The organism is Gilliamella sp. X-23 (assembly GCF_057063545.1).
On sequence record NZ_JBXSQG010000019.1, the window covers coordinates 1 to 12,863 of the forward strand.

The following is a 12,863-nucleotide window of genomic DNA, read 5'->3' on the forward strand; positions in this document are numbered from 1 at the left end:
ATATATCCATTATTATAATCATAGAAGAATTAAATTAAGCTTGGACAAAAAGAGTCCTGTTCAATATCGGGAGTATTATTTTCCAGCAGCTTAGTTTTTTTGTACAACTTTTGGGGTGCAGTTCATTAATCCCTTTGCTCGGACGTGGTCACTGTAACTATTTTGTTAGCTAAAGGTCAAAACGTCCGAAACCTTGCCGTACTATAAATAGACCACAAATTTAAACCGCAACAGCGCAACCCTAAGGGAATATGCCCCAACTTACACGGGGGCGTTATTCTTTGTTAGATTGTCCTCTATCTGCACCATAATCGCCCCCGCGGCCCAAGGATTAAGGAATAAGAAATAAAAGCTAAGGTGCGGTGCAAACAGCACCGAAGTTAGCGGAAATGTTGCGGCTGCCAACGTAGCCGACGTCCGGGTCGGCACCGAAGCCATCGCTACCTGTAGCGTCACTCGCCCAGTAGCCGTCTTTGGAGAAGCCCGCACCAACGTAGTGGTATATGTAGCCCCACTCCGTGAAAAAACCAGCACCTATGTGACGCTGATACCAATTGCCTGATGAACTAGGTACTGCGCCAGAAATAGGATAACTACCAGTTCTGACTGCATTGGTTAAATCCTTAATCTGTGGCAAACGATAACCCAAACGACTACACCAAGATATTTGATTCGACTGAGTGCCCTTTAAATTACCCCGACTGACGAACCACTGCCTCAACACAAATCCATAACGAACCTCATTATCTCGACTATCCCTACCGACCAACTCAAACTTCTGTGGCAAAGATGGGACGGCAAGTCTACGAGGTCTACTTGAGTGTATTCGAGTATCATCAGCCCTAGGACCGCTTAATTTTACCCTTGTCCTATTTGACGATGACACCCTGTTGACTGTAGCCTCTATATCACCATTCGTGACAACTGACCATGTCAACTGACTTGCATTAACTCCAGTAGGTATCTCTAAGTCAAAATACAAACCATCTGCACCCGTTGTAGGAAAATTTTGGTAGTAAGAGGATGAATTAGTTGACTGAGTTAAAAAACCCTTTGCAGGACTCCATATGTTAGATGGGCCTGCGTACTTGGAATCGTCAGGGCGACTTCCAATAGTAACATTAGTACCACCAAAGTACAAATTCGGCATTGTGTACTGCACAAAATAACAACCACCAGAAGAATCCGGCTTGATGTAATACGTCGCAGCACCTTCACTAAAAGTAGTACTATTCGGCAAACCATATCGTGTAGTTATACTTCCCCCTACACTACTTAAAGTTACCTTATAAGGGGCACTACATTTACTTAATGTATCACCACGACTAACCGTAGTGCCATCTTTATCCTTTATTGATAACGATATAATACCTGATGCTGTTACTCCTCCATTAACCCCCCGGCCATCTCCATCATCATCTCCCCACTTCCCTTCGCTCATTAGACGACTTAAAGTGGTATATGTTGCCTCCAACGGTATCACCATATGAATATCATTAAATGTATAATTACCACTAGGTAACATTATCGGATTGGTAGCACTCGATGTGTTAGTTGATGGCCTGATAACTCTACCATTCGGCAACTCTATTGCAAAAAAGCTGTCTGTATCCGTTGCCTTTGTTCGACCTCCATCAAATGTTAAATACGGCGCACTTCCCTCTATTACCCTTGATGTCTGGGCCGTTAATGCCACAGAACCCTGTGTATATGACAATAACAACAATACCACGAAGAACAACGCCGATTTAAATAACAATGAAGGTTTAAATAATAACCTCGGTTTGGATAGCAATGGCGGCCTTAATAACCACTTGGATATCGACGATAATTTTACCGAACATGTGGCCGATGACCTGACCAAAGCGGTTTCCGACGATGTTGCCGAAGTACCCGCCGAAAACATCGCCTGTAAAGACCACGACGACGGCGTCCATTTCGCTACGCGAAATGACTTCGCTGATGAAAATAAGAACTGTGTCTGATTTAGACTACGGTGAAATTGAAAAAGATTTTGGGCGTAGGTTTGGCATGCCAGATGCCAGATGCCAGATGCCATAAATGGTAACGCATTTTGCTTATCCTGTCAAGTAATTTTTTGTTTTATTTACACTTTTTATAATTGTCCGCTCGACTAACGAGCATTCCCTTGCTTTAAAAGCGCTTAAATTATAATCGGTTGAGTGATAATGCGCTACTTTTTTTATTAAAAATTTGTAAAGTTTTGTTAAAGGATGAGTCAGCCTACGTTGGCGGGCTTTGGGATAAGGGGTTTGGGTGGTGTTTTTTGGCTAAAAACCAATAAATAAAAACTTTAATAAAATCAATATCTTTTCTGACCGATTTTTGGGCGGAAAATCAGGCCTTTTTTGTTTTGGTGAATAGAATAAATTGAGTGCAGTGTTTAGTGTGTAGATAGCTAAATAATCAGTCTGATTGGTAGATTTATTTTGCTGTTTTTTTGCACTATGGCTGCTTTTTATTGTTTACTGGTGCCTAGGTTATTATTTTATTATAATAAAATAATAACTTAAGGAATTAATATACAAATTGGAAAAAAAACAATGCTAAAAAATTACTTTTTATTATTCGCTTTGTTGCTTTTTATCCCAACTTGTTGGGCTGATGGTTTAACAAAAGAGCAGGCGGAAAATCTTGAGCTTGCAGGGGTTAAACTTGGAATAACCGAACCGGAACTGGTTGAATTACTCAAAAACCAATATCACCTTTCTGAAAATGACTTTACTGTTAGTGAGCAGCAAATGGCATTACCGCCAACCCAAATAGATGGAAAAAGCATAACTACTTGCACAATTAAGATCTATGAAGTCGTTTTAAATACCAACCATCCAGAAGAAACGTTAACAATTCAACTTAAAGACGATATCACGCATAATCCTCCACAAAAAATGGTAGTTTATAGTATTTATCATACCATGCCATATACAGTAGAAAGTGCGCAGAAGGTTTATAAGGAGTTAACCGAAAAATATGGTAAGGAAGAAACAACAAACTTTTTCGGAATAAAAGTCTGGCGTTACAACGCATACCATTTAGGCTTATCCCCAAAAACTGAGGGTAAATTCTATGTATCTATTCGGAGCAATGGACTATAACACAACTAGGAGCTAAACAATGTTAAAAAAGTACTTTTTATTATTCACTTTGTTATTTTGTATCCCAACCTGTTGGGCTGATGGTTTAACAAAAGAGCAGGCGGAAAATCTTGAACTTGCAGGGGTTAAGCTTGGAATAACCGAACCGGAACTGGTTGAATTACTCAAAAACCAATATCACCTTTCTGAAAAGGACATAAAGGTTAGTGAAAAGAAAATGCGATTACCGCCATCAAAAATAGGCGAAAAATCGATAATCGAAGGCACAATCAAAAGCTATGAAATAACTTTAAATGCCAACAATCAAGACGAAAAATTAACCATTAGACTTGAAGATGACTTAGAGCGTAACCCTACCCAATTGGTTGTGTTCAATGTTTATCAAAAAATGACATACACAGCAGAAATAGAGCAGAAAGTTTATAAAGAATTAACCCAAAAATATGGTAAAGAAGAATATAAAAACATAGTAGGGGATAAAATATGGAGCTACAAACCATACTCTTTAAATCTATCCCGAGAAAATAACGGTAAGTTTTCTGTTAAAATTTTGACCGAAAAATATCGTAAGCAAAAAACAGGATCGTAGTAAAAAACGAAATAGTTGCATAAACGGTTAATTTGGCTAAAAGTTTTTTGTTTTTGTGAATAAATAGGGATGGGTGTAGAGGTCTGAATGTTGGCTAACACACGATTGAACAAGTTATTTTACTGTTCAATCGTGCTTTTGCTATATCAAATTAACCAAAAAACTTTTTCACTTTGTCAAAGAAGCTTTTTTCTTTGGGGCTGTGTTTAGAGTTTTTATCGGCTTTAAAGCTTTCACCTAATTCTTTAAGCAGCTCTTTTTGTTTGCTCGTTAGGTTAACGGGTGTTTCAACCACAACATGACAGTAAAGATCACCTACCGCACTACCGCGTAATGATTTGACGCCTTTACCTCGTAGTCGGAACATTTTACCGGTTTGTGTTTCAGCCGGAATCGTTAAGCTGACCTTGCCATTAAGGGTTGGTACTTCAACTTCGCCACCGAGTGATGCCAATGCAATATTAATTGGAATTTCGCAATGCAGATTGGTGCCGTCTCGCTCAAAAATAGCATGTGGTTTAATTTGCATTTGAACATATAAATCACCTGCTGGCGCACCATTTAAACCAGCTTCGCCCTCACCAGATAGTCGAATACGGTTGCCTGTATCAACACCGGCTGGAATAGTAACAGACAATGTTTTCGTTTTTTCAACGCGACCTTCACCATGACATTTTTTACATGGGTTTTTAACCACTTTACCCCGTCCATGACAAGTTGGACACTCTTGTTGCACGGCAAAAAATCCTTGTCGCATTTGGACAACACCTGCACCATGACAGGTATTACACGTGACCACATCAGAGGATTTTTCGGCTCCTTGCCCATGGCAAGTATCACAACTTACCCAAGTTGGTACTTTAATTTCTTTACTAACACCTGCCGCGGCTTCTTCTAATGTTAGGGTGATATTGTATTGTAAGTCATTGCCACGAGATGCGGTTTGACTGCGCCCACGACCGCCACCAAAAAAATCACTGAATATATCGTCGAACGCACCACCGCCAAAGCCACCAAATCCGCCGAATCCACCCGATCCACCTTGTCCTTGTTCAAAAGCAGCATGTCCATATTGATCATAAGCCGCTTTTTTTTGCGGATCAGTTAGGATTTCGTAAGCTTCTTTCACTTCTTTGAATTTTGCTTCGGCTTCGGCTTTGTTATCTTGATTTTTATCAGGATGATATTTCATCGCTAGGCGTTTATAGGCTTTTTTTATCTCACTTTCACTGGCACTTTTACTGACGCCCAATGTTTCATAATAATCTTTCTTCGCCATAATTAACCTTTATTTTTATGATTTTATAAACAACTAAACGGGCTTGAGTTACCTCTTGCCCGTTTAACTTGTTATATGCTTAAAACTTGTTGAAATAACTCATTAAAAAACATTGTAGTTAATGTTTATTTTTTATCATCATCAACTTCTTTAAAGTCTGCATCAACAACATCATCTTGCGCATTAGTGTTTCCACTATTTGCTTGACCCGCACCTTGAGCTGCTTGGGCTTGTTGTTGTGCTAATTCAAGCAATTTTTTAGAAGCTTCCATTAATGCATTAATTTTTGCTTCAATTTCTGCTTTATCTTCGCCACGAGCGGCAACTTCTAAAGCACTAACTGCATCTTCAATTGCTTTTTTATCATCAGCTGATAACTGATCACCGGCTTCAGTCACTTGTTTACGTGTTGTGTGAACAAGATGATCAGCTTGGTTACGAGTTTGAGCGAGCTCTTCAAATTTACGGTCTGCATCAGCATTAGCTTCCGCATCATTTACCATTTTTTGAATCTCTTCTTCACTTAATCCTGAAGAGGCTTTAATCGTAATTTTTTGTTCACGTCCAGTATTTTTGTCTTTCGCAGATACATGTAAAATACCGTCAGCATCAATATCAAAAGTCACTTCAATTTGTGGCATACCGCGAGGTGCAGGTTGAATACCATCTAGATTGAATTGACCTAATGATTTGTTATCACCCGCACGTTTACGTTCACCTTGTAACACATGAATGGTTACAGCTGATTGATTATCTTCAGCAGTTGAGAACACTTGACTATGTTTAGTTGGAATAGTTGTGTTCTTTTCAATTAAAGCTGTCATAACGCCGCCCATAGTCTCAATACCTAAAGACAATGGGGTAACATCAAGTAATAACACATCTTTAACATCACCACCAAGTACACCACCTTGAACAGCCGCACCAACTGCAACCGCTTCGTCAGGGTTTACATCTTTACGTGGCTCTTTACCAAAGAAGTCAGCAACCGCTTTTTGAACCATTGGCATACGTGTTTGACCACCAACAAGAATAACGTCTTTAATGTCCGAAACAGAAAGACCTGCATCTTGTAATGCTGTTTTTACAGGATCCATTGAACGTTTAACTAAATCTTCAACTAAAGATTCAAGTTTAGCGCGTGTTACTTTGATATTTAAATGTTTTGGACCACTTGCATCAGCAGTGATATACGGTAAATTAATATCAGTTTGTTGTGCTGATGATAATTCAATTTTTGCTTTTTCTGCTGCTTCTTTTAAACGTTGCATTGCAAGCGGATCATTTTTTAAATCGAAGTTTTGTTCACGTTTAAATTCGTCAACTAAATAGTTGATTAAGCGTGAGTCAAAATCTTCACCACCTAAGTGAGTATCACCATTTGTTGCTAATACTTCAAAGGTTTTTTCGCCATCAACATCGTCGATTTCGATAATAGAAATATCAAATGTACCACCACCAAGGTCATAAACAGCAATAGTACGGTTACCTACATCTTTATCTAAACCATAAGCAAGGGCTGCAGCTGTTGGTTCGTTGATGATACGTTTTACATCAAGTCCTGCAATACGACCAGCATCTTTGGTTGCTTGACGTTGTGCGTCGTTAAAGTAAGCTGGAACAGTAATTACCGCTTCTGTCACCGCTTCGCCAAGATAATCTTCTGCTGTTTTTTTCATTTTCTTTAACACTTCAGCAGAAATTTGTGGTGGCGCAATTTTTTGACCTTTAACATCAACCCATGCATCACCATTATCGGCTTTTACAATTTTATATGGCATAATGCTAACATCGCGTTGTACTTCGGCATCTTCAAAACGACGACCAATTAAACGTTTAATGGCAAATAATGTATTTTGTGGATTGGTTACTGCTTGACGTTTTGCTGGTTGACCAACTAAGATTTCACCATCTTGAGTATAAGCAATAATGGAAGGGGTTGTGCGATCGCCTTCTGCATTTTCTAATACTTTTGCTTGGCCATTGTCCATTACAGCAACACATGAATTTGTTGTACCTAAATCAATACCAATAATTTTACCCATAGTCTTTCTCCTCAAAATCTGTATTTTATTTCTTGTATATAGGTCTTAAATATTAATTTTCAAGCCTTTATTTCACAAAGAAATGTTTTTGTTTTCACATAAATGGGAACATTATTATTAATATCAAGGGGGGCAAAAAAATAATTTTCTCTGAAATCTTGATTATCGCGTTTTCTGCACTTATCATTGCCGCTCTTTTTTAATCATCACACTTAACCTATAGGATCCTTATGGAACAAACAAAACTTGCAAATCCTGGCCCTCTTGGCTTAATGGGATTTGGTATGACAACAATTTTATTAAATATTCATAATGCTGGATTTTTCCCGGCTATGACAGTCATCGTCTCAATGGGTATTTTTTATGGCGGCCTTGCACAAGTCATTGCTGGCATTTTAGAATTTCGAAAAGGTAATACGTTTGGTACAACGGCATTTACCTCTTATGGTTTCTTTTGGATTGCGTTAGTGGGTATTTGGTATTTACCAACTTCACCAGCAACAGCACCATCTGATGCTACCTTTGTTGGTATTTTCCTTGCTTTATGGGGAATTTTTACTGGCTTTATGTTTATTGGTACATTAAAAGGTAACCGCGCATTACAATTTGTTTTTGCCAGTTTAACGGTTTTATTTGCTTTATTAGCTATTGGTAATATTTCAGGTAACCATGGCATTATCCATATTGCCGGTTTTGAAGGCATTATTTGTGGAGCAAGTGCGGTTTATTTAGCAATGGCAGAAGTAATTAACGAACAATATGGTCGTACCATTTTACCGATTGGTGCACCAAAAGGCGCTGCACATTAATTTATCTATCACATCTACCCAATCGGTTGGTAGATGTGATCACTTTCCCTCTACTCAAATACTACTTTTGATTTTTATCGGCATAACGAGTTGTTAATGAACGACATACATCACGAAGCGATTGGGTATGTTTTTCGATTATTTCGTTGGATAAATAGTTGTCTTTTGATGAATGGGCATTATTAATAACAATTTTACCTTCTTTATCTATATTACCAGATGTGATCATGATGTAATTGGATAATTGGGTTTCCATTTTTCCTGTATAAATAGTCTTGCCTTCTATTTGTAGATCCGATCCTTGTGGTTTTAAATAAATCAAATCATTACCATTACCAATGCTGTCTATAAAAATAAATTTTTTGTTTTTTATTTGACTGGAGTAACTTTCCAGCATTTTTAAGCCATATTGACTGCTATTGCCTCCATCATATAAGACAAAGGCTATTTTTTTCTTTTCTTTTTTGTCGAGTTGGTTAATTAAGTTAATAATAGTAATAATACTTGATGAATTACAAACAAAATTCTTTTGATTAGGAATGCCGCTTTTAAATTTAAATACAAGAAAAAATAACAAAACGGTTGAAATAATTGAGCCAATACCTGAAAGGCTAAAAAAGCCTTGAGTACTAATATTTGGAAGAAAGACAAAATAATTTAATATCAGCGATATAATAAATAAAAAAACAATAGGCGCAATACTGATAAAGTAATTTAATTTATTAAATTGCGGTGTAAATGCATAGTTTTTTTGAAGATTAAAACAGTTAATAGCCGTATCATAATAAGTACAGATGATTAATTCGGCCTTATTTAAATCACCAATATAAGCATTGTAGTAGTTTTCATACCGTCTTGTGGCTAATTTCAATTTAGCAAGTTTTGCATCAACTATATAGCCTAATTGACTGAGTTCTTTAGATATCACTCTTAAAAAAGCAATCTTTTCTTTAGGAGAAAACCGTTTGCCAAAGATGACACAATATCGTAGAACAAGATCTTTAAGTATTTCCATTTTTAATAAACTATCTAAATATAAAATTTAAAATAACATAGTGAATAAACATTTATACAATCCGATTAACTATGAAGATAAAAAATAAGTTGATAGGTATAGACTAAAAACTATCAACTTAATAAATAGTATGATTAGTTAAATTAAACTAATTAATAATCGTCTTCACTTTCAGACTTGTTGGAATGCATAATATTTGCAATAGCATCTTGGATGTTTTCATGCCCTGATTCAATACACTCTTTTGTCAACTCTTGGAGTGATAGCGAATCTCTATTGCATACTGCATTAATTACCATTGGCAAGCTCATACCAGTAATAACGCGAACATTCATGCCAAGATCATGCCATTGTGGCACACATTGCATTGATGCGTTATAAGGAGAAGCACCATAGAGATCGACAAAGATTAAAACACCATCGCCAGAATCTAACGATTTAGTACAATTAAATAAATCCGTTTTTAATTGATTAATATCTTGTCCTGGGTTAAGTGATAATGCTTCAAATTTGTCTTGTTCTCCAACAATCATTGTTACACTATCTTTCATTCCTGATGCCATTTTGCCATGGCTAATTAATAAGACACCTATCATTTTTACCATCCTTGATTATTCAAACATCTTAATTGCTTCATTTAATGTTACTTTTTTCAATGAAGGCGTTGCCTGAAAATAGATATCCATATTAGGAAAACTCTTTTGTAAATCGACCAATAGATCAAGTTGCTCTTTGTTAATGGATACTTCTTTAATTATTGAAGTTGCACCTGGCACTAGCGGTAAACCACCAATATTAAGATTAGTTATTGGTACCCCAGCTTTAATAATTTTATACATTATCTCAATATTTTTAGTAATTAAGATAACATTAAAATCGTCATACCCACGATCATTCCAATATCTTACAGCGCCATCTTCTTTTAATACTCTGATTTTATGGCCTGTGCTAGCACCAGCGCCTATAATGATATTTTTTGTGAACTCATCATTTGCTGAATAGTCATCGGCAACGAATAAGGCATTAGCACCGGCCGCTTTAGAAACATTAGTTGCGACTTGACCATGAATAAGACGACTATCTACACGAGCTAAAACAACTTTTCCCATAATTTAAAACCTCTATTTTTTATATCACTATTTTATAAAATACCAATTGCAGCTAAAACACCCAGTATGATGGTTAATCCAACTAATGCTCTGGTGACTTTTAAACCTTTCTTAGAAAAATAAAAATATAATCCCATTACAACAATGAGCGGTAACGCACCGGGTAAAATTTTATCTAATGTATCTTGTATAACGAAATCTTTGCCTGATAAGGTAAATTTTAAGCTTGAGGAGACTTTAATATAGCTAGCAGCTAAAATCCCCATCATAAACAGACCTAAAATAGATAAGCCTTCTATAAGCATCTGCATTTTGTTACCCACTACTTCTGTAGCAGCATTTCTACCTAATTTAAATCCTAATTGTGCAAAATAATATCCCACAAAAAGTTGATATATTACAAAAGCAAAGAAAGGGAACAATGCACCAATTGCTAATCCTTCTTGTGCCCAAGGAAGTGCAATTGCAATAAAAATATATTGTATAGTACCCGAGTCAATCGCATCACCAATACCAGCTAATGCGCCCATTAAACCCGCTTTAGTATTATAAAGTACATCATCATCAATACTGATTGGCTTGTTTTGATAAACTTCATCGGCTCGAACTGATTCAAGTGAAGCCATAATTCCTGAAATTGTTCCTCCACCCCAAGTGATTTGAGTGTTAAAAAACAATAAATGTCGTTGGTAAGCTGCTGCCAGTTCGCTTTTTGATTTGTATAATTTTTTAAGGATTGGCATTAACCCCCACATCAATGACGCTGCAAGATAACGATCAAATGAGTGTGGGATTTCATTTGCATAATACCATCGTAACCATGCAATAGTGATATCCTTTTTGGTGATGGCTTCTGGTTTTAGATCAATACTTTCTTGTACGATTTCTGTCATTATAAAATTCCTCTATCTAATTTATTAATCAAATAACTATAGATTAATAATCATCATCATCTTGATTGTTATTATTTGAATTATTTCTAGGTTGCTCTGCTGAAGAATTTACTGCCTCACTTTTTGCAAGAACAAAAATAAATGCGACAATAGCTCCAACAATGGCATAAGTTACCATCGTTATATTGAGTGGTTTAGTTATTACCGCCATAAAATAAGCCAATAAGAAGAAAATGATGTAACTCTTTTTACCAATAACATAAATGGTTAATGCAATACCAACAGCTGCAAGCCCACCACCAATAACGTTAAGAATATGGAAAACTACCCCTCCGGCATTGGATTTAATGACATCAGCAATAATCGGTGCTCCAAAATATAGTGCAACAAACATAAACGGAACAAATAAGGCAAAACTACAAATTATTGGTAAGATAATTATAGAAAAAGTTAATCCTGAACTATTTGCTTCTTGCGCATATCTTTCAGTTAATTTCATAATCATAGTGTTAAAGAAAAATCTTAGTTGATACAAATAAGATCCTAATAACCCAACCGGTACAGCAACTGCAACTGCGGCTGTTGGCTCCATTTTTCCGAGCAACGCAACAGGAACAGCGACTGCAGTTGCAATAGATGGCTCTGATGGCATTTGACCACCAGGCGAAAAAACGCCCATATAAATTAGTTGTATTGCTGCGGTTGTTATCATGGCGTTTGGAATATCATTAAAAACAACACCAACAATTAAACCAGTCATCATTGGGGTAAACCTTAACGTTAAGGTTGCTCCACCCAATCCCCGTGACATAACCATTGCGACCCATATGGAAATAATCGCCGCTTGAAGAAACGTTACATGCATTTCTTGCATATATAAACTCCTTAATATTTTTTGTTATTACTTAAATTTTTAAATAATTTATTAAGAAACAACCGATTGTAGTTCTAAATTATTAACAAAATTTTCTACATCTTGTACACACTTTTCCCCCATGCCTTGCAGACATTCAATTGCATAAGCGGAAGTATGAGGTGTAACAAGTACTTTAGGGTGTTTAACTAAAGGATGATCGTTATACGAAGGTTCAACATACATTACGTCAGTTGCATGTCCCGCAACAATGCCACTATCAAGTGCATTTAATAATGCACTTTCATCAATCAATTCAGCTCGTGCAGTATTAGTAATATAGACACCTTTTTTCATTAAAGAAAATTGAGGCTCTTTTAAGATATGGTAGCTTGTTTCATTCAGTGATGCATTTAAAGAGATGATGTCGGAATTTTGAAGCAAATAATCTAATTCAACAATTTCGATATTATTTTTATTTGCCCATTCTTTATTGACCTTAGGATCAACCACAAGTAACCGAGTATTAAAGCCATGTTTAAATATTTCTGCTACTCGACTGCCAATATTACCGCATCCAATAACGCCAACAACTTTACCCGTAACATTAATGCCCAAAAAAGAGGCTCTTTTTTTCCATTCATTTGACTTAACAGCCGCTTGAGATTGAACTGTTTGTCTAATTAGTGCTAGTAAATTGGTTACTGCATTTTCAGCAACCGCATCTCGCTCAACTAAAGGAGGGACAATAGTAACGATTGTACCATGCTCTTTAGCAGCAATAACATCAACGTTATTAAATCCTATTCCATGGCGAGAAAGTAACAATAAAGGATCTTTTTTGTTATCAAAAAACTCTTTATCAAAAAATGGTCTGACACTTGCAATTACAATATTGAACCCTTGCAATGCATCAGCTAATTCTTTTCCAGAAATACTATTTTCAAAAGTAAAATGTTTTACTTCACCTATTTTTTCTAATCGTTTTAAATGATCTGGAAAATATTTCCCAAAACTACTTGAGTTGATTATTGCAATTCTATAATTTTTCACTCAATGCTCCTAATTAATAAATCACCACTCTTACAATTATATTTATTGGAAAATAAACATTGTCTACTTTCCACCCAATCACCATGTGACTGGTAACATTAA

At 36.3% G+C, this 12,863-nt stretch carries 13 protein-coding genes; 4 read left to right on the top strand and 9 right to left on the bottom strand.

Going from position 1 to position 12,863, the window contains the following annotated elements:
* The first annotated feature begins 4 nt into the window (after window positions 1–4).
* The gene (locus tag ACYH9I_RS10455; RefSeq protein ID WP_483560562.1) at window positions 5–94 is read left to right on the top strand and encodes an IS3 family transposase; all 90 of its coding nucleotides are present in this window, start codon (window positions 5–7) and stop codon (window positions 92–94) included.
* Between the two features lie 258 nt (window positions 95–352).
* On the opposite strand, the gene ACYH9I_RS10460 is transcribed toward ACYH9I_RS10455, so the two are convergent.
* The gene (locus tag ACYH9I_RS10460) at window positions 353–2,059 is read right to left on the bottom strand and encodes a hypothetical protein (RefSeq protein WP_483560669.1); all 1,707 of its coding nucleotides are present in this window, start codon (window positions 2,057–2,059) and stop codon (window positions 353–355) included.
* A 505-nt stretch (window positions 2,060–2,564) separates the two neighbouring features.
* Between ACYH9I_RS10460 and ACYH9I_RS10465 the strand changes: the two genes are divergently transcribed.
* Both ACYH9I_RS10465 and ACYH9I_RS10470 read left to right on the top strand, forming a co-directional pair.
* On the top strand, window positions 2,565–3,116 hold the full coding sequence (locus ACYH9I_RS10465; protein WP_483560670.1) for a hypothetical protein: 552 nt from the start codon (window positions 2,565–2,567) through the stop codon (window positions 3,114–3,116).
* 19 nt (window positions 3,117–3,135) lie between these two features.
* Window positions 3,136–3,705 (top strand): hypothetical protein, encoded by a 570-nt coding sequence (locus ACYH9I_RS10470; RefSeq protein WP_483560671.1) that lies wholly within the window; start codon window positions 3,136–3,138, stop codon window positions 3,703–3,705.
* A 151-nt stretch (window positions 3,706–3,856) separates the two neighbouring features.
* On the opposite strand, the gene dnaJ is transcribed toward ACYH9I_RS10470, so the two are convergent.
* Both dnaJ and dnaK read right to left on the bottom strand, forming a co-directional pair.
* Entirely contained in the window at window positions 3,857–4,984 is a 1,128-nt protein-coding gene (dnaJ, locus tag ACYH9I_RS10475; protein ID WP_483560672.1) for a molecular chaperone DnaJ, read from the bottom strand.
* Window positions 4,985–5,109: 125 nt separating this feature from the next.
* Complete coding sequence (gene dnaK / locus ACYH9I_RS10480) at window positions 5,110–7,029, bottom strand: molecular chaperone DnaK (protein ID WP_091349374.1); 1,920 nt, start codon at window positions 7,027–7,029, stop codon at window positions 5,110–5,112.
* 230 nt (window positions 7,030–7,259) lie between these two features.
* Between dnaK and satP the strand changes: the two genes are divergently transcribed.
* Window positions 7,260–7,838: an acetate uptake transporter gene (gene satP / locus ACYH9I_RS10485; RefSeq protein WP_091349371.1), complete on the top strand. Its 579-nt coding sequence runs from the start codon at window positions 7,260–7,262 to the stop codon at window positions 7,836–7,838.
* Between the two features lie 61 nt (window positions 7,839–7,899).
* Here the strand turns inward: satP and ACYH9I_RS10490 are convergent, their stop codons facing one another.
* From ACYH9I_RS10490 to ACYH9I_RS10515, 6 genes are all read right to left on the bottom strand, one after another.
* A complete protein-coding gene (locus tag ACYH9I_RS10490) occupies window positions 7,900–8,853 on the bottom strand; it encodes a hypothetical protein (protein ID WP_483560673.1) in 954 nt (317 codons plus the stop codon).
* Window positions 8,854–9,005: 152 nt separating this feature from the next.
* Entirely contained in the window at window positions 9,006–9,449 is a 444-nt protein-coding gene (locus ACYH9I_RS10495) for a PTS sugar transporter subunit IIA (RefSeq protein ID WP_483560674.1), read from the bottom strand.
* A 15-nt stretch (window positions 9,450–9,464) separates the two neighbouring features.
* A complete protein-coding gene (locus ACYH9I_RS10500) occupies window positions 9,465–9,962 on the bottom strand; it encodes a PTS sugar transporter subunit IIB (RefSeq protein ID WP_483560675.1) in 498 nt (165 codons plus the stop codon).
* Window positions 9,963–9,994: 32 nt separating this feature from the next.
* On the bottom strand, window positions 9,995–10,855 hold the full coding sequence (locus ACYH9I_RS10505; RefSeq protein ID WP_483560676.1) for a PTS system mannose/fructose/sorbose family transporter subunit IID: 861 nt from the start codon (window positions 10,853–10,855) through the stop codon (window positions 9,995–9,997).
* A 43-nt stretch (window positions 10,856–10,898) separates the two neighbouring features.
* Window positions 10,899–11,720 carry a PTS mannose/fructose/sorbose/N-acetylgalactosamine transporter subunit IIC gene (locus ACYH9I_RS10510; protein WP_483560691.1) on the bottom strand — a complete coding sequence of 274 codons (822 nt, stop codon included), beginning with the start codon at window positions 11,718–11,720 and terminating at the stop codon, window positions 10,899–10,901.
* A 60-nt stretch (window positions 11,721–11,780) separates the two neighbouring features.
* A complete protein-coding gene (locus tag ACYH9I_RS10515) occupies window positions 11,781–12,761 on the bottom strand; it encodes a D-isomer specific 2-hydroxyacid dehydrogenase family protein (RefSeq protein WP_483560677.1) in 981 nt (326 codons plus the stop codon).
* Window positions 12,762–12,863: the final 102 nt, after the last annotated feature.